Here is a 21,553-nt window from a genome sequence, read left to right as displayed (position 1 = left end):
GCTTGAGCCGCTCTGGTCCAAGCTGTTTTCTTTTCAAAAAAAGTACTTTTACCTCGGAGATGATAACATGCTGACAGAACAGCCGAATTGGCTCATTCAAAGGGCTCAGCTGACACCAGAGAGAATCGCTCTCATATTTGAAAACAAACAGATGACATTCAGAGAATTATATCATGCTTCTAGGCAAATGGCCGCGCGGCTGTCCAAATACTGCTCGCTTAAAAAAGGAGACCGCGCTGCGATTTTGCTTTCTAACAGACCGGAAATGGTTTATGCCGTTCACGCCTGCTTCTTATTAGGGGCGGAAGCTGTGCTGTTGAATACGAAGCTCTCAAAACAGGAACGGTTGTTTCAGCTCGAAGATTCACAGGCAAAGCTTTTATTGACGGAGGACGGTTTTTGCCGCGAAGAATATGAATCTGCGGTCGCCACCGCAGATGTGGACGAGCTGCAGGCTGAAGAGGCGGGTGACATGGAGCCAGAAGCTTATGTAACGCTTGATGATACGGCGACTCTTATGTATACGTCAGGAACAACAGGAAGGCCGAAGGGGGTGCAGCAGACTTTCGGTAATCATTATTCCAGCGCTGTATCGTCTGCGCTGAATCTGGGGGTCACGGAGCGGGACCGCTGGCTTATTGCGCTGCCGCTGTTTCATATCAGCGGTCTGTCTGCGCTGTTTAAGTCGGTCATTTACGGCATGCCTGTCGTGCTTCATCAAAAATTTTCTGTCACTGATGTGCTTGACAGCATCAGCTCCCATCAGGTCACGATCATTTCAGCGGTGCAGACCATGCTTTCGGGCCTGCTTGCGGAAACTGAACAATGTCCTGAATCACTGCGCTGCATTCTGCTTGGCGGGGGTCCTGCACCGCTGCCGCTCCTTGAAGAATGCCGCAGGAAACAATTTCCGGTGTTTCAATCTTACGGCTTGACTGAAACCTGCTCACAGATTGTCACGCTTTCTCCGGAATTCAGTATGGACAAGCTCGGCTCGGCCGGTAAACCGCTGTTTTCATGTGAAATTAGAATTGAAAAAGACGGGAACCCTTGTGCGCCGTTTGAACACGGTGAAATTACGGTGAAAGGCCCGAATGTAATGAAAGGGTATTACCATCGTGATGACGCAAACCAGGCCGCTTTTCATAATGGATGGTTTAAAACGGGCGATCTTGGATATTTGGATGATGAAGGGTTTTTATACGTGCTGGACAGGCGGTCGGACCTCATTATTTCAGGCGGAGAGAACATCTACCCGGCAGAAGTGGAAGCGGCGCTGCTTGCCCATCCGGCTGTAGGGGAGGCCGGTGTTTCGGGAGCCGAAGACCCGAAGTGGGGGAAAGTGCCGCATGCTTTTCTCGTGCTGACTTCTTCTGTCAGTTCTGAGGAGCTGACCGCCTTTTGCCGTGAGCGGCTTGCAAAATATAAAATACCGGCTGCTTTTTTCGAGGTTGACGGGCTCCCGCGGAACGCGTCCAATAAACTGATGAGGCATCGGCTGAATGAGCTTCGTAAAGGAGAATTGTCATGATTAAGATTGAAAAAATCACCCTTTATCATGTAAGTATGAGGCTGAAAAAACCGTTTAAAACAAGTATTGAAACGCTGCAGGACCGTAAATTTTTGATCGTGGAAGCGATCGATGAAACCGGGAGAACCGGCTGGGGGGAGGTATCGGCGTTTTCTTCTCCGTGGTATACAGAAGAAACGATTCAGACATGCGCGCATATGCTGAGAGATTTTTTTATCCCAAATGTCGTAGGCCGCGAGTTTTTCCATCCGTCAGAAGTGCCTGACAGTCTCGCGCGTTTCAAAGGAAACCGCATGGCAAAAGCGGGGCTTGAATCAGCCGTGTGGGATCTATATGCCAAGAAAAAGGGGATATCTCTCGCAGAAGCCTTAGGGGGAAAAAGAGATAAAGTGCCCGCCGGCGTGGCGGTGGGTCTGGCTTCGGCTGATGAGATGCTTCGGGAAATTGAGCAATACGTAAAAGAAGGTTATCAACGTATAAAAATAAAAATTCAGCCCGGCCATGACGTTGATCTGATCAGAGTCATCCGCAGCCGTTTTCCGAACGTACCGCTGATGGCGGATGCCAACTCGGCATATGAACTGAAAGACATCAGCAGGCTGAAAGAGTTGGATGAATTCCAGCTCATGATGATAGAACAGCCGCTTCAGGCAGATGATATTGTCGATCACCGCCACCTGCAGAAACACTTGAGAACCGCGGTATGCCTCGATGAAAGCATATGCTCATATGATGACGCAAGGCGGGCGATTGAGCTTGGGAGCTGTAAAATCATTAACATAAAACCAGCGCGTGTAGGAGGCCTGACAGAGGCTTTAAAAATACATGACTTATGCAGAGAGCATCACATGCCGGTTTGGTGCGGCGGAATGTTTGAAACCGGCATTTCGAGAGCGCAGACAGTCGCGCTCGCTTCGCTGCCGCAATTTACGATACCGGGTGACATTTCCTCATCAGACCGATACTGGGAGGAGGATATTGTCACTCCCGACATCCGTATCGAAGAGGGGTTCATCTCTGTTCCGGACGGTCCCGGACTGGGTGTTGAAGTCAATCAGGAAATAATGAGAAAATACGTCACCCAAATGGACGTTTTTACGACAAACAACTGATAAAAAGACATTTCAGCGAGTTGAGCTGCCTGTATGCTGCTGTTATATTGAAATTGTTCATCATCACCCCTTCCCCAGTTTGAACCGGCTGTATCAGCCGGTTTTTTTTATAGGCGAATGCGATGATTTTTTTATTCTTCAAACAGCGCGCAGGTGTTGCTCTCTGGCTGGGGCCAAGATGTACATCTTGATAAAAAATTATGTGCTTGTCATGAATGCGATATTGTACTGTCTGCCGCCGCATATATTTGCCGGCGAACCGCCTTTCTGCCATGCTTCTCATCCGCGCGGTTTTCTCCGGCTCAGGGGCTGATTTCAAAAAGGCTTGCGGCACGGAAATGAAAAAGAGCTGTATAAAACAGCTCTTTTCTTTTATAAATCATGCGGTTTAAAGGTTTTGCAATCCGTTTCTTCACTTTTTTCAGCGGTTTCGCCTGTATGGCTGACCACATAAATAGCGTCGGCCGTGCATTTGTTTCCTCTGCCCCAATATGAACAGTTATTGACTTCACACAGAATTTTTTGGTCCATGCTGGCTCCCCTCCAAGATAAAAGGTACGCCATTAGTATGAGCCGCCCTGATTTTTGTTATTCCTCCTGGCGGATATAACGTCTGTCTTTCATAAAGAGCTTCCAGAAGAAATAAAACCCGGGAAACAAAATGATGAAAGCGACGATATACGTCATAAACAGCGCCCTGAAGGTTGCCGGCTCCGTAAATCCTGACATGACCGTAATATCCGGATAAATCATATAAGGAAGATGCGCCCGTCCGTATGCATAGCTTGCCAGAAAGTATTGAAGCGCAATGGCGATCATGGCGATTCTCGGTTTGCCGAGGTTGCGGCCGAAGTGCTTATTCGGCAAAAACAGAGCCACGCCGGCAATGATAAATGTAATGACAGACAGAATGAGCCATGTCTTGTCTTTCATCATGCCCGTATACAGCCAGCCGGCTTCAGAGCGTAATGTCAGCATAATGAAGAAGGCAAAAAGAAGCGACAGCGGCCCTGTTATTAAAGAGCTCCGTCTGTAGATGCGGTACGCATGCTCCTCTTCCGCAACATTTGAAAAATCGGCCAGAAGCAGTGAAGATAAAAATAAAGTGCTTAAAATGGCAAAGCCGATAAACGCATACGCATTAAGGCTTGTAAAGACATTTGCCAAATTCAGGTGATACACGCCGCCCGTCTTATCAATAAATCCTCCGTGTGTGACCGGAAGGACCAAAATCAGCACAGCGGGAATAATGAAGCCCGAAATTCCGGAGATATATCTCATGATTTTTCTTTCCTTCGCCGTATTGGAGAAGACGAGAAAGCCGCTGCGGATGGCTAAAAGCAGCAAAATAATACTCCCCGGGATCAATAAAACGGTTCCCAGCACGAAGGTTGCCCCTGGAAAGAAGCTGAATAGGGCGACAACGATTGCGACGATAAAGACGTTGGTCACTTCCCATGTCGGGGACAAATAACGGTTGGCGATGTTTGTCGCCTTTGTTTGTTCTCTATTTAAATAAATCATCGACCAAAAGCCGGCTCCGAAGTCCATCGTTGCCATGACCGCGTAGATAAACACGAAGCCCCATACGATGGATATCGCAATGAGAGCATCCATGGTAATGTCCATTTCAATTCAGCCCTTTCTATTGTTAGGATTCCGCCGCTTTTACATCCTCCTCAACGGGATGTTTGCGGAAATAATAAAGCAGCACATAAATGACTGCGGCTGCCAAAATGGCGTAAACCACTGTAAACAGGATGAACAGCAAACCGATTGAACCGGTTGTCGTGACGACATCTGACGTTTTCAAGAGATGGTAAATCACCCACGGCTGCCGCCCCGTACAAGCGAATATCCACCCGAATTCAATTCCGATCAGACTGAGCGGTCCTGCGGTTAAAAATAAAATCAAAAGCCAAGTCGGAAAGCTGTCTTTCTTTAAAATTTTTCTCCACACGATGCCGATGATTGAGTACAAAATGAGCAGCATCCCGATGCCGACCATTCCGTTAAACAGTGTATGGATGAATAAAGGCGGCCACTCGTCTTTCGGAAAGGCGTTCAATCCTTTGACGACGGTATCAAAGCTGTTTGCAGCCAAAAAGCTTAAAGCCCATGGCACTTCTATCGCCCATTTTACTTTTTCTTCTTTTGCATCAGTAAAACCTCCGATCGCAAGCGGAGCGTGTGATCTAGTTTCAAACAGCCCTTCTGCGCCCGCAAGCTTCTCAGGCTGGTATTCGTAAAGAAGCTGGGCTGACTCGTGACCGTTTAAAGAGGCAATAATGGAGAATATCCCGCCGATCGTTAAGGCGAGCAGCAGCGCTTTTCGGTGAAAGCGGTATACCTGCTCCTGTTTTCTCGTTCTCAGCATTTTATAAGCCGCAACTGACGCAACGATAAATGCACCGGTCATGAAAGCCGTCAGTACGACATGGCCCGCGGTGGTGAAAAAGCTTGGATTAAAAAACGCTGCCCAAGGTTCGACGTCAGTGATTTTGCCGTTTAAAATTTTAAAGCCGGCCGGCGTTCCTTCAAATGCGTGAACATTTGTGATTAAGACGGCGGATGCCGCGGCGCCGATCAAAACAAAAATAACGGCAATGATACGCATCGCCGGAGTCAGCCGGTCAGCGGCGTAGACATAAATGGACATAAACAGCGCTTCGATAAAGAAAGCATAAATTTCAATCTGAAACGGGAGGGACATCACCCTGCCGATGACTTCCATGAATCCGGGCCACAAAAGGGCAAGCTGTGTACCCGCGATCGTTCCGGTCGGTATCGCCACGCCGAGCAGAACAGCCTGCGCCTTCGTCCACCTTTTCGCCATAATGGCATAATGCGGATCTTTTGTTTTTTGATAAATCAATTCAGCCATTAAAATCATCAGAGGCAAGCCGACACCAAGCGTCGCAAAAATAATATGAAAGCCCATGGTTGTCCCGAACAGGCTTCTGGCTAACACTAAATCATCCACGATCATAAACCGCCTTTCTAAATTACCGTTTTATGTAATGTGGTTATATTATTTGCTGAAGCGATTAGATTATTCTTCCGATTCCATATATGTGCAGGGTTTAGAAATCAAGGGATCAGGGCATATATGATTGACAAGCGGTTATTTAAGGTTTAGAATAAAACGTAATTATTACGATTTGAGAAAGGGAGATCAGCATGAAAAAAGATATTCATCCGGATAACCATCAGGTGATTTTTCAAGATGTGAACAGCGGCTATCGCTTTTTAAGCCATTCTACGAAAAAATCAGAGGAAACGGCAGAGTGGGAAGACGGAAAAACATACCCGCTGATTAAAGTAGAGGTCAGCTCAGATACGCATCCATTTTATACAGGCCGCCAAAAATTCAACGAAAAAGGCGGGAGAGTCGAACAGTTCAACAAAAAATACAATATGGGGAAATAAGACAAGCCCAATGGGGTTTGTCTTATTTATTGAGCACTTTGTCATCCGTGCGGGGAGTGACGAAATGACCCGTCTTATGTTATATTGTGAATAAAAAAGCAGAAAGGAAACACCAAGATGAGTCTTCTAAACGATATCATGCAATTTAATGAGCAGTTCACTAAAAACAAAGATTATGAAAAATACCAAACATCTAAATTCCCGGATAAAAAGATGGCGATTTTGTCCTGTATGGACACACGTCTTGTAGAATTGCTTCCGCATGCGATGAACATGCGAAACGGCGATGTGAAAATTATTAAAAGTGCCGGCGCGCTTGTCGCCCACCCGTTCGGAAGTATCATGCGCAGCCTTTTAGTGGCCGTATACGAATTAAACGCCGATGAAGTCTGCGTTATCGGCCACCATGATTGCGGCATGAGCAAAATCAACAGCGAGGATATGCTCGATAAAATTATCGACCGCGGTATTCCGAAAGAGCGGATTGACATGCTGAAGCACTCAGGAGTTGATCTTGATCAATGGCTGAAAAGCTTTGATTCAGTAGAAGCAAGTGTTACAGACAGCGTAAACGTCATTAAACACCATCCGCTATTCCCTGACAATGTGCCGGTGCACGGTCTGGTGATTGATCCTGAAACCGGTAAACTTGATCTGGTGATCGACGGCTACCAGCATATGGACTAATGTTTTTGTTTTTTGTCCGGTACGGGATCAACACCGCCCGGATGAAAAGGGTGGCACTTTAAAATCCGCTTCAGTGTCAGCCATCCGCCTTTTAATGCGCCGTGAGTCTTGACGGCTTCGATTCCGTACTGCGAACACGTCGGATAAAAGCGGCATGACGGCGGTGTCAGCGGAGAGATGAACTTCTGGTATCCGCGGATGAACGCAATCATTATGGTTTTCATCAAAAAACCACCTTTCTGATGCTAGTATAGAAAAAAAATTTCAGATTGAAAAGCTTCCGCCACAATTCTTATCGGAAAACTGTGTTATAATGGATGCATATTCTGAAAAAAAGGGAGTGCCATTATGCCTTCAGTAGAAAGTTTTGAGCTTGACCATAATGCGGTTGTGGCTCCGTATGTAAGACATTGCGGAGTGCATAAAGTCGGAACAGACGGCGTCGTGAATAAGTTTGACATTCGCTTCTGCCAGCCGAACAAACAGGCGATGAAGCCGGATACGATTCATACGCTTGAGCACTTGCTTGCGTTTACGATTCGCACACATTCTGAGAAATACGATCACTTCGACATCATAGATATCTCACCGATGGGCTGCCAGACAGGCTATTATCTTGTTGTCAGCGGCGAGCCGACAGCGGAAGAAATTGTAGACCTGCTTGACGCTACGCTGAAAGAAGCCATCGATATTACGGAGATTCCGGCGGCCAACGAAAAACAGTGCGGCCAGGCGAAACTTCATGATTTAGAAGGCGCAAAACGTCTGATGCGTTTCTGGCTGTCACAAGATAAAGAAGATTTGCTGAAAGTGTTCGGATAAAAAACAGGCCTTTTTGCTGACATGCAAAAAGGCTTTTTTACATATTTCTAAAAAATGTCACACCTTATGTGTAAGCGTTTGCTAAAATAGAAGCAAACATGAAGGAGTGATGGGATGAAACGGGCTGTATTGGCAGGTATGTGCGGTATGGTATTTCTATTATCTTCCTGCGGGGGCAATTCGGACAAAACCTCCGCGGATGAAGAGCCTAAAGCGCTTGAGGTCAAGCTTACAGGACCGGAAACGGCAGCACCGCATGAAAAAGCGGAATACAAGGCGGAGGTTTTTTACGGCGGCAAGCGTGTCACGGATGCGGATGAAGTTATGTTTGAAGTATGGAAAGAAGGAAAAAAAGGCAGCAGCAAAACAAGCAAGGCCAAGGAGGAAAAAGGGGCGTATCACCTGCGGACTGAATTTGATGAAGAGGGTGTGTATACCGTTCAATCCCACGTAACGGCAAAACAGCAGCATAATATGCCGACTGTAAAAGTGCGTGTCGGGGATGCTGAAGCTGCCGATGATTCCTCCGGCCATGAGGAACAGACGCATCACCATTAAGGATTTTTTTTATCCGTCAAGCCTTTTGATGCGTCCTCCGGCGGGTCAATCGTATGTTTTACATTATAAGCTCTTACAGTCGACCAGATGGATAAAAGCAGCACGGCGAGCACGATAAGAAAGCCGAAGCTCAGAAGAAGCAGCATGAAATCCCTCCTTTTTAACAAATCATAACATATTTTCCATCCGTAAAATCAAGGGCTAAAAATTTATGTTTTAACACACGATATATAGGGTATATCAATAGTAAACCAAAGGAGGAAGATAGGCATGTCAGAAAAACTATTGGATGCAGTCAATAAGCAAGTTGCAAACTGGACGGTCATGTATGTGAAATTACATAACTATCATTGGTACGTCAAAGGGAAGGACTTTTTCACATTGCATGAAAAATTCGAGGAGCTGTATAACGAAACGGCTACATATATTGATGATCTGGCGGAACGTCTGCTGGCATTAAACGGCAAGCCGATCGGCACAATGACGGAATCATTGAAGACAGCGTCTGTAAAAGAAGCGGAAGGCAATGAGAGCGCAGAACAAATGGTACAGAACATTTATGATGATTTCACTGTCATTGCGGAAGAGCTGAAAAGCGGCATGGACCTCGCAGATGAGGTAGGAGACGAAACGACCGGTGATATGCTGCTTGCTATTCACCAGAATATCGAAAAACATAACTGGATGCTGAAAGCGTATTTAGGATAATCAACAAGGGAAGACCGGGGCTGTAAAGCACTCGGTCTTTTATTTGGCTGCCGAAGAGAGGTGTTGTCCATTTTTCTGAAAAATCCAGTCCGTTCCATTCACTTTTCATAGAATAATGTAAGGCCGTTTCTGTGAAAGGATGTTGGATCAAGTGGGCAAAGACTTTGGCATCTTTTCGTTTTTTGCAGTGATCGTGTCGGCAGCGGGGTTTTTCTTCGGAGGTTTTCAGTATTCGTTTCTGATTTTGCTATCGGTCATGGCGATTGAGTTTATCAGTACAAGCTTAAAAGAATCTCTTTTGCAGCAGCTGAGCGCAAGAAAGCTTTTTGCGCGGCTGGTCAAAAAAATCGTGACCCTGGCATTAGTCTCAGTTTGCCATTTTTTTGACCAGCTGCTTCATACCGAAGGCGCCATCCGTAATTTGGCTATCATGTTTTATATCTTATACGAATCTGTTCAGATCGTGATTACGGCAAGCTCGCTGGGCATACCGGTCCCGCAGGTGCTCGTCGATCTATTGGATACCCTGAAAAATAAATTCAAGCGCAAACCGTAACATTTGCTTCAAAGGAGGCTATACTAGCGGGTATGATGGTTTTCCTCTGAATTTTTGATAAAGGGCTTCCGAACAAACGCAACTGTGGTATGATGTATGGAAGATATGAAGGAACGGATTAGAGGGATAAACATGTACGAGTTTAAAGACTATTATCAGAACACTGTTCAGCTCTCCTTTGAACACCAGCCTTTTTCAGACAGCCCGAAGCACGTATGGGTCATATGCCGATACGGAGATAAGTGGCTTTTGACTGAGCACGAAGACCGGGGGTTTGAATTTCCAGGCGGAAAAGTGGAGCCGATGGAATGTGCGGAGGAAGCGGCCCTGCGCGAGGTGAAAGAAGAAACCGGTGCCGCGGTAAGACATCTGAAGTACGTCGGACAGTATAAAGTTCTCGGCAGGGAAAAGGTAATCGTGAAGAATATTTATTTTGCCGATATTGAAAAGCTTGAAAAACAGGCTGATTATTTTGAAACAAAGGGGCCGGTGCTGTTCAGCGAACTGCCGGAGAATCTCCCCCGAAATAAAAAATTCAGTTTCATTATGAAAGATTCGGTGCTTCCGATCAGTCTGAAAAAGCTGAAAGAAGACGGCGTATTTCAATCATAAAAAACGGAGACCCGGCGCTTACGCACGGGTCTTTTTTATATTTTTCCTTTCGTCCATTTTCTTTCTAACAGTTCGACTCCCTGATACATCAATGTCGCAAAAATCGCGATGATCAGAAGGCTTAAGAACACAAGAGTGAAATTGAAGACCTGGAATCCGTAAATGATCATGTAGCCCAGACCTTTTTCGGAAACGAGAAACTCGCCGACGATGACACCGACCCAGGATAAACCGACGTTCACTTTAAGCGCGGAAATAATCGCGGGGGCGCATGCCGGCAGAATGACTTCTTTAAACATGATGCTTCTTTTCGCTCCGAAGGTTTTCATCACCTTAATATAGTTTTCATCCACTTCCTGAAAAGCCGTAAAGACGACGATTGTCGTGATAATGACACTGATGACTGCTCCCATGGCGACAATGCTTGTGAAATTCGGTCCGAGTGCCACGATGAGAATCGGTCCGAGTGCGACCTTCGGCATCGCGTTTAAAATGACGAGGTACGGGTCTAAAACCCGGGCGAGCCCGTTTGACCACCATAACAGAGCGGCGAGGCATGTGCCGAGGAGCGTGCCGAGCAAAAAGCCGAGAACGGTTTCTCCTAAGGTTACGCCGATGTGCGCCGCAAGGGATGCGTCCGCAATCTTTTCAACTAAAAGCCTGCAAACGGCGGAGGGTGAGCTGAAGATTAACGGATCGATCCAGCCCGCCCTGCTCGATATTTCCCAGCCGGCAAAAAATACGATGAAAATGGCGGCCTGATACGCACGGACCCGGAGCTTTTCTTTTTGGTGTCTTTTCTTAAACTGCTGATGAAGCTGTTCAATCGTGCCGCTGCTGTTTTTCAAGGGAATTCAGCTCCTTCCATATGGTTTGAAACAGCGGCTGAAAGGCCGGATCCTGACGCGCGTCAAACGGATCTAAAGCCGCGAGCTCCTTAGGCACGGTGAATATTTGGTGGATGGTGCCCGGCTGATTCGAAAATAAATAGATCGTATCGCTCATGGCGATGGCTTCACCGATATCGTGGGTGACGAGCACGGCGGTTTTTTGAAAATCCTTTAATGTTCTGAAGACAAGGTTTTCCAAAGAAAGCTTCGTTTGAAAGTCCAGCGCGGAAAACGGTTCATCAAGGAGCAGCAGGCCCGGGTCCGGCGCAAGAGTTCTGGCAAGTGCCGCCCGCTGCCGCATTCCGCCTGACAGCTCTTTCGGGTATTTCTTTTCAACGCCGATTAATCCGAGCTTAGGCAGAAGGCTGAGAACTTCAGCTCTTTTTTCTTCTGTTAATGTTTTTGAAATGAGTAAACCGAGCAGCACGTTTTCCTCAATTGATTTCCAAGGAAATAAGTAATCCTGCTGAAGCATATAACCGATTTGGTGTTCTTTATGGTTCGGCACGCTCCCTTCAATCAGCACCCTGCCTTGCGCAGGGGTGATAAGACCGGCCAGAATGGACAGGAGTGTTGTTTTTCCGCATCCGCTCGGCCCGAGGAAGGAGATGAAATCCCCTTTTTCAATCTGAAAATGTATATCTTTCACGGCGGTTGTTCTTTCTTTCAGCGAGAAATAAGTATGTGTTACATGATCGACATGTAAAAAAGACATTCATGTTCCTCCTATTGTTCTGAGGTGACTTTTTTGGCGATTTTTGTGTTGACGAGTTTGCTGTACGGAATATGTTTCGGGAGCTCTCCGGCTTCATCCATAATAGATTGAAGCTGTTCCCATTCATCCTTTTGCAGAACTGGGTCTGCAGAGAATGACTTTTGTTTTTTATAGCGCTCTATTGATGTTTCGATTATGGCCGGATCGGTATCGGCAAATTCCTTCTGAATCGTTTTTGCGATGTCTTTGGCCGGATGGCTTTCCACCCACTGCTGGGCGCGATAGATGGCGCGGGTGAATTTTTCCGCCGTCTTTTCATTGGTTTTCAAATAACTTTCTTTTGCCATAAAGGTTGTGTATGGCACTTGGCCGGAAGCTTCTCCGAAAGATGCGACGATATGGCCGATGCCTTCTTTTTCAAATTGGGATGCCGTCGGTTCAAACAGCTGCACATAATCACCCGTTCCGGATGCGAATGCGTTGGAAATATTGGCGAAATCAATGTTTTGAACGAGGTTAATGTCTTCTTTCGGCTCTATGTGATTCTTTTTCAGGACGTACTCACCGGCCATTTGGGGCATGCCGCCTTTTCGCTGGCCGAGAAATGTTTTTCCTTTTAAATCGCTCCATTTGAATGATTTCTCATCCTTCCGCGACACGAGAAATGTGCCGTCCGTCTGTGTCAGCTGCGCGAAGTTGATGACCGGATCTTTTGCTCCCTGCGCCTCCACGTAAATGGATGTTTCAGAACCGACCAGCGCGATATCAGACCCGTTTGACAAAAGCGATGTCATCGTTTTGTCTCCGCCCCATGTTGTTTGAAGTGACACTTGGAGCCCTTCTTTTTTAAAGAAACCTTTTGCTTCAGCGACATACATAGGCGTATAGAAGATGGAGTGTGTGACTTCCGCCACCTTTACCTTCGTCAGACTTTCTTCCTGTCTGCAGGCCGGAAGAATGAGCAGGAAAAAGGCGCATATGACAAAAACGCAGCCCGTTTTGAGCCATTTGTTCACGGTGTAACCTCCTTGTTTTAAGCGTTAAAATAACCTTTTCTGCTTTACATATCGTATGATGGGTATAAAAAATGTGTGAGTGCCCATATTCACGTTGGGAAAGAATAAAAAAACTGATGATATAAGGAGGCGCATTGTTTTGCTGGCAGAAAAGAAAAGGTTCCCGTCTCCGAGTCCGCATGTCCGCCTCTTTGCGGTATGCTATGAGTCAGAAGGGCTGAAGGTAAAGGGGCTCCTTGCCGAGCCTGCGGCGCCGGGCACATATGACGGTTTTTTATATTTGCGCGGCGGCATAAAAAATGTCGGCATGGTACGCCCCGGAAGAATCGTTCAATTCGCTTCCCAAGGCTTTGTCGTGTTTGCGCCTTATTACAGAGGCAACCAGGGCGGCGAGGGAAATGAAGATTTTGCGGGAGAGGACAGAGAGGATGCGTTTTCCGCTTTTCGCCTGCTTCGGGAGCATCCGAACGTCAGGGAAGGGCGGGTGCATATTTTCGGTTTTTCCCGGGGCGGAATCATGGGGCTTTTAACCGCGATTGAAATGGGGCATCAAGCGGCTTCGCTCGTATCATGGGGCGGTGTGAGCGATATGGTGCTTACTTATGAAGAGCGGAAGGATATGCGGCGGATGATGAAGCGGGTGATCGGCGGCACGCCGAAAAAGGTGCCGGATGAATACAGATGGCGTTCGCCGTTTGAAAAAGCAGACCGCATTCAGGCCCCTGTGCTGCTCATCCATGGAGAGAATGATGAGAATGTTTCGATCGAACACGCCCGGCTGATCGAGGACAAGCTGAAAGAGGCGGGGAAACCGGTGGAAACTTGGTATTACAGCGGTTTTACGCATTATTTTCCGCCGCAGGAAAACAGACGCATTGTCCGGCGGCTGGCAGAATGGATGAAGACGCGGTAAGATGCCTGATTTATGATATGATAATAAAGAATAAGAGAATGAAAGGGGATTTTCATTTTGGGAATGCCTGTTGAATTTAATACCATGATTGTGACAAAAGGCAATGAAAAACGGATAGAGGAAAATATCTTTTTATTGGAGAAAGAGGGCTACCGCGTCTATCCTCTTGATATTCCGATGGACGTGCGCAAAACGAAAACCGGCGAGAAATCCGGCACCGGCGAGGTCCAAAAGCTCGAATGGGCGAACGGCCGGACAAGCATTACATACAGACTCACGTCGCTTCATTCGACAAACTGAAAAAACAAAAGCCGAGGGCATAAACGCCCTTGGCTTTTTTGATTACACGAGAGGTCCGCCGGCTTTGGCAATCGAGTCTGCATGGGAAAACTTTTTAAAGTTTTCTTTAAACTCATTGGCTAAAAACAGCGCTTTTTCGTTGTATGCTTGTTTATCGCTCCACGTGTTTTCAGGCTGAAGAACTTCATCCGGCACGCCCGGAACATGAACGGGGCTGCGCAGGCCGAAAATGCTGTCTGCCGTCATGTCAGTCTGGTTCAGTCTGCCTTCAATAGCGGCCTTAACCATCGCTCTTGTATACGAAAGTTTCATCCGTTCTCCGACTCCGTACCCTCCGCCGGTCCAGCCTGTGTTGACCAGAAAGACTTGAACGCCGTGTTCGTCGATTTTATGCCCGAGCATTTCGGCATATACATGCGCCGGAAGCGGAAGGAACGGTGAACCGAAGCACGTCGAGAAAGTCGTTTGCGGAGATGTCACGCCGCGCTCGGTTCCCGCGAGTTTACTGGTGTACCCGCTTAAGAAATGATACATCGCCTGTTCCTTCGTCAGTTTGCTGATCGGAGGAAGCACGCCGAATGCGTCCGCCGTTAGAAAGACGATCGCCTGCGGATGGCCGGCAATGCTCGGCTGCACGATATTGCCGATCATCTCAATCGGATATGCGGCTCTTGTGTTTTCCGTGTAGAAGGAATTGTCGTAATCCGCTTCACCCGTTTTTTCATCAAGCACGACATTCTCAAGAACAGACCCGAAGCGGATCGCACGAAAAATCTGCGGTTCTTTTTCCTCGCTCAGATTGATACATTTAGCGTAACATCCGCCTTCAATGTTGAAAACGCCGGAATCTGACCAGCCGTGCTCGTCATCGCCGATCAGTTTGCGGTCTGCATCGGCTGAAAGCGTCGTTTTCCCTGTGCCGGAAAGGCCGAAAAACAGGGCGACATCGCCTTTTTCACCGACGTTGGCTGAGCAATGCATCGGCAGTATATCCTGCTGCGGAAGCAGGAAGTTCATAATGGAGAATATTGATTTTTTCATTTCTCCGGCGTATTCGGTGCCGCCGATTAAAATGACGCGTTTTTCGAAAGAGACAATGATAAACGTTTCCGAATGCGTGCCGTCCGTCTCCGGATCTGCTTTAAAATGCGGAGCCGAGAGAATGGTGAAAGGCTGCGCTTGCGGATCTCTTTCATCCGTCTCCGGTCTGATAAACAGCTGGCGCGCGAATAAATTGTGCCACGCAAATTCATTTACGACCGTAATCGGCAGTCTGTATTTTTCATCCGCTCCCGCGAATCCTTCAAAAACAAACAGTTCATCCCGCTGTTTTAAGTAGCTGACGACTTTGGCGTACAGCTTTTCAAACGCCTCTTCAGAAATGGGCTGATTCACCGCGCCCCAATCAATTTGATTTTCTGTGCTTTGTTCACGTACGATAAATTTATCTTTAGGTGACCGGCCTGTATATGCGCCGGTGGTGGCGCGTACGGCGCCCGTTGATGTCAGCGTTCCTTCATTTCGGCTGATCACTTTTTCGGTAAGTTTTGGAGCCGATAAATTATGATGCACATTCGGACTTGCAAGTAATGCTTGAAGATCTGCGGTTAAATCAACTAATTTCATAAAAACCTTCCTTTGCCGGTTTATTTGTATTTCGCTGAATGTGGAATTAGTATAACATATATCTGAAAATAGTCTATACTATTTGAGGTTTTTTGTTTGTGTTTTTCCATTGCTTCCCGAAATAAAGGCGCGTAATCGCTTTAATTCATATTGACACTTTCCGCCCTTTTACGATAAGATATTTCATTGAGCGGATACTCTTATCCCGAGCTGGCGGAGGGACAGGCCCGATGAAGCCCAGCAACCGGTTTCTCTGTAAAAAAGCAGGTGAAAACACTGTGGGAAACCAAGGTGCTAACCTGATGCAAGGTTTAATATTTTCCTTGAGCGATAAGAGTGAAAGGCACACAGACCAAACCCTTTCCTCGAGTGGAAAAGGTTTTTTTATTTCATAAAATATGCCAATTAACATTCTCTGATATAGTATGACATTGTATTAAGAGGGAGCGAGTTCCGTATCATATGAGAAGGTCTTGTAAAAGATCTTTTTTCAGGAGGAAAAGTGAATGAGTAAAAACCGTCGACTATTTACATCTGAATCTGTTACTGAGGGTCATCCGGACAAAATCTGTGACCAAATTTCTGACAGTATCTTAGATGAGATTTTAAAAAATGACCCGAACGCGCGCGTGGCCTGCGAAACATCTGTAACGACAGGACTTGTGCTGGTAAGCGGAGAGATTACTACATCAACATACGTTGACATTCCGAAAACAGTCCGTGAAACGATTAAAGAAATCGGCTACACACGCGCCAAATATGGATTTGATGCGGAGACTTGCGCTGTTTTAACATCAATTGATGAACAGTCTGCGGATATCGCAATGGGTGTCGATCAGGCTCTTGAAGCGCGTGAAGGCACAATGAGCGATGCTGAAATCGAAGCAATCGGAGCGGGAGACCAAGGCCTGATGTTCGGTTATGCGTGTAACGAAACGAAAGAGCTTATGCCGCTTCCGATCTCTTTGGCGCATAAATTAGCCCGCCGTTTGAGCGAAGTCCGCAAAGAAGACATTCTTCCGTACCTTCGCCCTGACGGCAAAACGCAAGTTACCGTTGAATATGATGAAAACAACAAGCCGGTCCGCATCGACGCGATCGTCATTTCAACTCAGCACCACCCGGAAATTACGCTTGAGCAGATTCAGCGCAATCTGAAAGAGCATGTCATTAACCCAGTCGTGCCTGAGGAACTGATCGATGAAGAGACAAAATACTTCATCAACCCTACGGGACGTTTCGTAATCGGCGGACCTCAAGGTGATGCGGGTCTTACCGGCCGTAAAATCATCGTTGACACATACGGCGGATATGCACGCCACGGCGGCGGTGCATTCTCCGGTAAGGATGCGACGAAGGTAGACCGTTCTGCGGCATACGCTGCGAGATACGTAGCGAAAAACATCGTGGCAGCAGGTCTTGCTGATTCTTGTGAAGTGCAGCTTGCATACGCAATCGGCGTGGCACAGCCTGTTTCTATTTCCATCAATACATTTGATACAGGAAAAGCTTCTGAAGAAAAACTGATCGAAGTCGTACGGAATAACTTCGACCTGAGACCTGCCGGCATTATTAAAATGCTTGATCTGCGCCGCCCGATCTATAAGCAGACAGCTGCTTACGGCCACTTCGGACGTCATGATGTGGATCTTCCTTGGGAGCGTACTGACAAGGCGGATGCGCTTCGCAAAGAAGCACTAGGAGAATAATTTTATAGCCGCTTACTTAAGCGGCTTTCCCTTTTTGTAGATGCTGCCATGCTTATTTTTTACATAGCGTGAAACCAATGGCGTAACAAAGCGTCTATAAAAAGGGGGTCCAATTAGAAAATTACACTTATGGAGGCTATACTATGTGTGGATTTGTCGGTGTTTTTAATAAGCATCCATTAACTCAAACCGCAGATCAAGAAGAGCTAATCAAACAAATGAACCAAATGATCGTTCACCGCGGTCCTGACAGCGATGGGTATTATCATGACGAGCACGTCGGATTCGGCTTCAGACGGCTCAGTATTATTGACGTAGAAAACGGCGGACAGCCTTTATCATATGAAGACGAAAAATATTGGATCATTTTTAACGGCGAAATCTATAACTACATTGAATTGAGAGAAGAACTTGAAGCGAAAGGCTACACTTTCAATACAGATTCCGATACCGAAGTGCTCCTTGCGACATACCGTCATTATAAAGAAGAAGCCGCTTCAAAGCTTCGCGGAATGTTTGCGTTTTTAATCTGGAACAAAGCTGACCGCGTCATGTACGGCGCGAGAGACCCGTTCGGCATTAAACCGCTGTATTACACAACGATCGGGGACAAAGTATATTTTGCCTCTGAGAGAAAGAGTTTAATGGCCGCTCAAAACGGTATTGATCTCGATACAGCTTCTTTACAGCAATATATGTCTTTCCAATTCGTTCCTGAACCGAGCACGCTTGACGCTGAAGTGAAAAAAGTCGAGCCGGGCAGCCAGTTTACGATCCGTCCGGAAGGCGATATCGCGTTTAAAACATATTTCAAAGCGAACTTTAAGCCTGTTCAGTCTGATGAAGATAAATTGGTGAAAGAAGTCAGAGACGCAATCTTTGACTCTGTCAAAGTTCACATGAGAAGTGACGTGCCTGTCGGTTCATTTCTATCCGGCGGTATCGACTCTTCTTTTATCGTCTCAGTTGCGAAAGAATTTCACCCGAGCCTTAAAACATTTTCCGTCGGTTTTGAGCAGCAGGGCTTCAGTGAGGTTGACGTAGCGAAGGAAACGGCTGCCGCGCTCGGGATTGAAAACATCAGCAAAGTCATTTCTCCCGAGGAGTATATGAACGAGCTTCCGAAAATCGTCTGGCACTTTGATGACCCGCTTGCAGATCCGGCGGCGATTCCTTTGTACTTTGTCGCGAAAGAAGCGAAAAAACATGTAACGGTCGCGTTATCCGGGGAAGGCGCGGACGAGCTGTTCGGCGGGTACAATATTTACCGCGAACCGCTTTCGCTTAAACCGTTTGAACGCATTCCGTCCGGTCTGAAAAAAATGCTTCTTCATGTGGCGTCCGTCATGCCTGAAGGAATGAGAGGGAAAAGCCTCTTAGTCCGCGGCTGCACACCGCTTGAGGAGCGTTATATCGGTAATGCGAAGATTTTTGAAGAGCCCGTGAAAAAACAGCTGCTCAAACATTACAATCCAGAGCTTTCATACCGTGATGTCACGAAGCCGTACTTTACGGAAAGCCGTTCATACAGCGACATTAATAAAATGCAGTATGTTGACATCCATACGTGGATGCGCGGCGACATCCTGTTAAAGGCTGACAAAATGACGATGGCCAACTCATTGGAACTGCGCGTGCCGTTCCTTGATAAAGTCGTGTTTGACGTGGCTTCTAAAATTCCGGATGAACTGAAAACGAAAAACGGCACGACGAAATACCTTCTGCGCAAAGCTGCTGAAGGGGTAGTGCCTGATCATGTGCTTAACCGCAAAAAACTCGGCTTCCCTGTGCCGATCCGCCACTGGCTGAAAAATGAAATGAACGAATGGGTTCGCAACATCATTCGTGAAAGTGAAACAGATGCTTATATTGAAAAGGATTATGTCCTTCAGCTTCTGGAAGATCATTGTGCCGACAGAGCGGACAACAGCCGCAAAATCTGGACCGTGCTGATCTTCATGATCTGGCACAGCATCAATGTTGAAAAAAGACTTGTGCCGGAAGAGCTGAATCATCAGCCGAAAGAAGTCATTTTCGTTTAATCCAAAAGGCTTTCGATGTTATCGAAAGCCTTTTTTCTATTGTTCTTTTGTAAACCGTCTATTCCGCTCTGTTTTCGACAAAGTATTACGCAATATTCAGAAAAAGGTTATAATAGGACTAATCGGGTAGATTCCGGAAAGTGTTTTCTGGCTATTTCGTCTCGGTTTGTTGTTTCTTTGTCAAAATCAGGGGGAGGGAGAGTTATGCAAAACAAAGAAAAAACGCTTCACCGCGGCTTGGAAGAGCGGCATATCTCGCTTATGTCGTTGGGCGCCGCGATAGGAGTCGGGCTGTTTCTCGGGTCGGCTTCTGCCATAAAGCTTGCCGGGCCGGGGATTTTAGCCGCTTACGCCTGCAGCGGACTGATTATGTTTTTTATTATGCGGGCATTAGGGGAAATGGCGATTCAAAAGCCTGTAGCCGGCTCATTCAGCCGGTATGCCAGAGATTATCTCGGTCCGCTTGCCGGGTTTTTAACAGGCTGGAATTATTGGTTTTTATGGGTTGTTACCTGCATGGCGGAAATCACCGCGGTCGGCATTTATATGGGCTACTGGTTCCCTGACGTGCCGTCATGGATCTGGGCGCTTTGTGCACTCGTCATTATGACGGCTGTCAACTTTCTGGCGGTCAAAGCGTACGGTGAGCTTGAATTCTGGTTTGCGCTCATTAAAGTCTTGGCGATTCTGTCAATGATCGCGATCGGTCTGGTGATGATCGTATTCGGTTTCGGAAATGGAGGCGTTGCACTCGGAATCAGCAATTTATGGAGCCACGGCGGCTTTTTCCCGAATGGGATTAAAGGGGTGCTGCTGTCGCTTCAAATGGTCATGTTTGCCTATCTCGGGATTGAGCTGATCGGTGTCACAGCCGGTGAGGTCAAAAATCCGGAAAAATCACTGGCGCGGGCCATAGATACTGTTTTTTGGCGCATTCTCATTTTTTACGTCGGAGCTTTGTTTGTCATTATGTCAATTTATCCGTGGCAGGAAATCGGTTCAGTCGGAAGTCCGTTTGTTTTGACATTTGAAAAAATCGGAATTCCCGCAGCGGCCGGAATCATTAATTTTGTCGTTTTGACGGCGGCTCTTTCTTCCTGCAACAGCGGGATCTTCAGCACGGGGCGCATGCTGTTTAATCTCGCGGAGCAAAATGAAGCCCCGAAAGCATACGGTACGGTCACAAAAGGCGGCGTGCCGGGAAAAGCGGTATTGGTTTCAGCGGGTGCGTTATGCATCGGCGTTTTGCTGAACTACGTGGTGCCGGCGAAAGTGTTTACGTGGGTGACGAGCATTGCGACGTTCGGGGCGATTTGGACATGGTCGATTATTTTGCTTTCCCAAATGAAATACCGTAAAAGCTTACAGCCGGAACAACGGAAAAAACTGAAATATAAAATGCCTTTATACCCCTTTTCCTCATATATCTCGCTGGCATTTCTGGCTTTTGTCGTTGTGCTGATGGCTTTTGATGCAGAAACCAGGGTGGCTGTCATCATCGGCCCTGTCTGGTTCGGCATTTTATTAGCAGCCTATTACGGGAAAGGCTTCCACAAAAGAAAACACATAAACCTGGAAAACGGACAGACATTCGCCGAAAAAGCGTAAAAAAAGAGCCCGCTGAAATGGGCTCTTTTTTCATAGGATCGGGTAAAAGGGGGAAGAATAAAACAAATTCCTGAACATTTTGCTACTGTTTCCTGACAATCAGCGGAACGCAAATGGTTATTACTTAAATAATATTTTGAAAAATGGTACAGTAGTAAAACAAAGCTGATCTATTTTTATTTCTCTTGCAGTGTTTTATAGTATCGGCCTTTTTCAACATATTCCGTTCTGATTCTTTCCATGTCCCGTATGTCTTCTTCTGTCAGCCGGCGGATAACCTTTGCGGGCCGGCCGAACGCAAGACAGCCGGGAGGAATGGTTTTGCCCGGAGGAACGAGACTTCCGGCGCCGATAAACGCGCCTTCTCCGATTTCCGCCCCGTCAAGAATGACGGAGCCCATACCGATTAAAGCATTCTTTCTGATGATTGCGCTGTGCAGTGTAACCTGATGGCCGATCGTGACGTCATCTTCAATAAGAAGCGGGCGGTTCGGACTTTGATGCAGACAGCTCAAGTCTTGTATGCTGACTCTTTTTCCGATCCTTGTCGGCGCAACATCCCCCCGGATGACTGCCGAGAACCAAATGCTCGATTGTTCTCCGATCACGACGTCGCCCGTAATGACGGCGTTATCCGCAATGAACGCTTCAGGATGTATGTCAGGCGTAAATTGTTTATAAGGGTAGATTATCATGTCTCATCCTTCTTTCTCTAAATT

The 21,553-nt window shown here is 46.9% G+C and carries 25 protein-coding genes and 1 riboswitch; of the genes, 14 read left to right on the top strand and 11 right to left on the bottom strand.

Annotated features, from left to right (window positions below; translation table 11 throughout):
- The first annotated feature begins 67 nt into the window (after positions 1-67).
- Both G4O42_RS14555 and menC read left to right on the top strand, forming a co-directional pair.
- Positions 68-1,531, top strand: a complete 1,464-nt coding sequence (locus G4O42_RS14555) for an o-succinylbenzoate--CoA ligase (protein WP_032873545.1) — start codon at positions 68-70, stop codon at positions 1,529-1,531.
- Positions 1,528-2,643, top strand: coding sequence for an o-succinylbenzoate synthase (menC, locus tag G4O42_RS14550; protein WP_032873547.1), 1,116 nt, complete (start codon positions 1,528-1,530; stop codon positions 2,641-2,643). Before G4O42_RS14555 ends, menC begins: the two co-directional genes overlap by 4 nt.
- Here the strand turns inward: menC and G4O42_RS14545 are convergent.
- The 4 genes from G4O42_RS14545 to G4O42_RS14530 form a co-directional block, all read right to left on the bottom strand.
- Positions 2,627-2,917 carry a hypothetical protein gene (locus tag G4O42_RS14545; RefSeq protein ID WP_108720616.1) on the bottom strand — a complete coding sequence of 97 codons (291 nt, stop codon included), beginning with the start codon at positions 2,915-2,917 and terminating at the stop codon, positions 2,627-2,629. The two genes, menC and G4O42_RS14545, sit on opposite strands and share 17 nt — an antisense overlap.
- 98 nt (positions 2,918-3,015) lie before the next feature.
- A complete protein-coding gene (locus tag G4O42_RS14540; protein WP_007408842.1) occupies positions 3,016-3,174 on the bottom strand; it encodes a DUF1540 domain-containing protein in 159 nt (52 codons plus the stop codon).
- A 57-nt stretch (positions 3,175-3,231) separates the two neighbouring features.
- Complete coding sequence (locus G4O42_RS14535; RefSeq protein ID WP_032873551.1) at positions 3,232-4,272, bottom strand: cytochrome d ubiquinol oxidase subunit II; 1,041 nt, start codon at positions 4,270-4,272, stop codon at positions 3,232-3,234.
- Positions 4,273-4,294: 22 nt separating this feature from the next.
- The gene (locus G4O42_RS14530; RefSeq protein WP_003152226.1) at positions 4,295-5,626 is read right to left on the bottom strand and encodes a cytochrome ubiquinol oxidase subunit I; all 1,332 of its coding nucleotides are present in this window, start codon (positions 5,624-5,626) and stop codon (positions 4,295-4,297) included.
- A 197-nt stretch (positions 5,627-5,823) separates the two neighbouring features.
- On the opposite strand from G4O42_RS14530, the gene G4O42_RS14525 reads away from it, so the two are divergent.
- Both G4O42_RS14525 and G4O42_RS14520 read left to right on the top strand, forming a co-directional pair.
- Positions 5,824-6,072: a type B 50S ribosomal protein L31 gene (locus tag G4O42_RS14525; RefSeq protein ID WP_007613295.1), complete on the top strand. Its 249-nt coding sequence runs from the start codon at positions 5,824-5,826 to the stop codon at positions 6,070-6,072.
- 117 nt (positions 6,073-6,189) lie between these two features.
- Complete coding sequence (locus G4O42_RS14520; RefSeq protein WP_003152233.1) at positions 6,190-6,759, top strand: beta-class carbonic anhydrase; 570 nt, start codon at positions 6,190-6,192, stop codon at positions 6,757-6,759.
- Here the strand turns inward: G4O42_RS14520 and yidD are convergent.
- A complete protein-coding gene (gene yidD, locus G4O42_RS14515; RefSeq protein ID WP_007408838.1) occupies positions 6,756-6,983 on the bottom strand; it encodes a membrane protein insertion efficiency factor YidD in 228 nt (75 codons plus the stop codon). The two genes, G4O42_RS14520 and yidD, sit on opposite strands and share 4 nt — an antisense overlap.
- A 124-nt stretch (positions 6,984-7,107) precedes the next feature.
- Between yidD and G4O42_RS14510 the strand changes: the two genes are divergently transcribed.
- Positions 7,108-7,581 (top strand): S-ribosylhomocysteine lyase, encoded by a 474-nt coding sequence (locus G4O42_RS14510; RefSeq protein ID WP_003152237.1) that lies wholly within the window; start codon positions 7,108-7,110, stop codon positions 7,579-7,581.
- Positions 7,582-7,695: 114 nt separating this feature from the next.
- Positions 7,696-8,139 (top strand): FixH family protein, encoded by a 444-nt coding sequence (locus G4O42_RS14505; RefSeq protein ID WP_014418701.1) that lies wholly within the window; start codon positions 7,696-7,698, stop codon positions 8,137-8,139.
- Here the strand turns inward: G4O42_RS14505 and ytzI are convergent.
- Positions 8,136-8,285: a YtzI protein gene (gene ytzI / locus G4O42_RS14500; RefSeq protein WP_007408836.1), complete on the bottom strand. Its 150-nt coding sequence runs from the start codon at positions 8,283-8,285 to the stop codon at positions 8,136-8,138. The genes G4O42_RS14505 and ytzI overlap by 4 nt on opposite strands.
- A 124-nt stretch (positions 8,286-8,409) precedes the next feature.
- Between ytzI and G4O42_RS14495 the strand changes: the two genes are divergently transcribed.
- The 3 genes from G4O42_RS14495 to ytkD all read left to right on the top strand — a co-directional run bounded on the left by G4O42_RS14495 (position 8,410) and on the right by ytkD (position 10,015).
- Complete coding sequence (locus G4O42_RS14495) at positions 8,410-8,847, top strand: Dps family protein (protein ID WP_007408835.1); 438 nt, start codon at positions 8,410-8,412, stop codon at positions 8,845-8,847.
- A gap of 151 nt (positions 8,848-8,998) precedes the next feature.
- On the top strand, positions 8,999-9,403 hold the full coding sequence (locus G4O42_RS14490) for a phage holin family protein (protein WP_007408834.1): 405 nt from the start codon (positions 8,999-9,001) through the stop codon (positions 9,401-9,403).
- Positions 9,404-9,535: 132 nt separating this feature from the next.
- On the top strand, positions 9,536-10,015 hold the full coding sequence (gene ytkD, locus G4O42_RS14485; RefSeq protein ID WP_003152244.1) for an RNA deprotection pyrophosphohydrolase: 480 nt from the start codon (positions 9,536-9,538) through the stop codon (positions 10,013-10,015).
- 35 nt (positions 10,016-10,050) lie between these two features.
- Here the strand turns inward: ytkD and G4O42_RS14480 are convergent, their stop codons facing one another.
- From G4O42_RS14480 to G4O42_RS14470, 3 genes are read right to left on the bottom strand one after another with little or no spacing between them, the layout of a single operon-like run.
- A complete protein-coding gene (locus G4O42_RS14480) occupies positions 10,051-10,863 on the bottom strand; it encodes an ABC transporter permease (RefSeq protein ID WP_032873553.1) in 813 nt (270 codons plus the stop codon).
- Complete coding sequence (locus G4O42_RS14475; protein WP_032873555.1) at positions 10,838-11,620, bottom strand: ABC transporter ATP-binding protein; 783 nt, start codon at positions 11,618-11,620, stop codon at positions 10,838-10,840. Before G4O42_RS14475 ends, G4O42_RS14480 begins: the two co-directional genes overlap by 26 nt.
- An 11-nt stretch (positions 11,621-11,631) precedes the next feature.
- Positions 11,632-12,636, bottom strand: a complete 1,005-nt coding sequence (locus tag G4O42_RS14470) for an ABC transporter substrate-binding protein (RefSeq protein WP_032873558.1) — start codon at positions 12,634-12,636, stop codon at positions 11,632-11,634.
- 139 nt (positions 12,637-12,775) lie between these two features.
- On the opposite strand from G4O42_RS14470, the gene G4O42_RS14465 reads away from it, so the two are divergent.
- Both G4O42_RS14465 and G4O42_RS14460 read left to right on the top strand, forming a co-directional pair.
- Positions 12,776-13,549 (top strand): alpha/beta hydrolase family protein, encoded by a 774-nt coding sequence (locus tag G4O42_RS14465; protein ID WP_032873560.1) that lies wholly within the window; start codon positions 12,776-12,778, stop codon positions 13,547-13,549.
- 57 nt (positions 13,550-13,606) lie between these two features.
- On the top strand, positions 13,607-13,849 hold the full coding sequence (locus G4O42_RS14460) for a DUF2584 domain-containing protein (protein WP_003152249.1): 243 nt from the start codon (positions 13,607-13,609) through the stop codon (positions 13,847-13,849).
- A 42-nt stretch (positions 13,850-13,891) separates the two neighbouring features.
- Here the strand turns inward: G4O42_RS14460 and pckA are convergent, their stop codons facing one another.
- Positions 13,892-15,475: a phosphoenolpyruvate carboxykinase (ATP) gene (gene pckA, locus G4O42_RS14455; RefSeq protein ID WP_007613256.1), complete on the bottom strand. Its 1,584-nt coding sequence runs from the start codon at positions 15,473-15,475 to the stop codon at positions 13,892-13,894.
- A 197-nt stretch (positions 15,476-15,672) separates the two neighbouring features.
- Positions 15,673-15,812, top strand: a riboswitch (SAM riboswitch).
- Between the two features lie 169 nt (positions 15,813-15,981).
- Here pckA and metK point away from each other — a divergent pair.
- The 3 genes from metK to alaP all read left to right on the top strand — a co-directional run bounded on the left by metK (position 15,982) and on the right by alaP (position 20,834).
- The gene (gene metK, locus G4O42_RS14450) at positions 15,982-17,184 is read left to right on the top strand and encodes a methionine adenosyltransferase (protein ID WP_003152253.1); all 1,203 of its coding nucleotides are present in this window, start codon (positions 15,982-15,984) and stop codon (positions 17,182-17,184) included.
- A 143-nt stretch (positions 17,185-17,327) separates the two neighbouring features.
- Positions 17,328-19,226, top strand: a complete 1,899-nt coding sequence (asnB, locus tag G4O42_RS14445; protein ID WP_003152255.1) for an asparagine synthase (glutamine-hydrolyzing) — start codon at positions 17,328-17,330, stop codon at positions 19,224-19,226.
- 204 nt (positions 19,227-19,430) lie between these two features.
- Positions 19,431-20,834 carry an alanine permease AlaP gene (gene alaP, locus G4O42_RS14440; RefSeq protein WP_032873562.1) on the top strand — a complete coding sequence of 468 codons (1,404 nt, stop codon included), beginning with the start codon at positions 19,431-19,433 and terminating at the stop codon, positions 20,832-20,834.
- 176 nt (positions 20,835-21,010) lie between these two features.
- On the opposite strand, the gene G4O42_RS14435 is transcribed toward alaP, so the two are convergent.
- Entirely contained in the window at positions 21,011-21,526 is a 516-nt protein-coding gene (locus tag G4O42_RS14435; RefSeq protein WP_029326247.1) for a gamma carbonic anhydrase, read from the bottom strand.
- Positions 21,527-21,553: the final 27 nt, after the last annotated feature.

The organism is Bacillus sp. LUNF1 (genome assembly GCF_011008975.1).
In the GTDB taxonomy this organism is placed as follows: Bacteria; Bacillota; Bacilli; order Bacillales; family Bacillaceae; genus Bacillus; species Bacillus velezensis.
The sequence above is the reverse complement of the archived record's forward strand: the minus strand, read 5'-3'. Positions and strand labels throughout refer to the sequence as shown.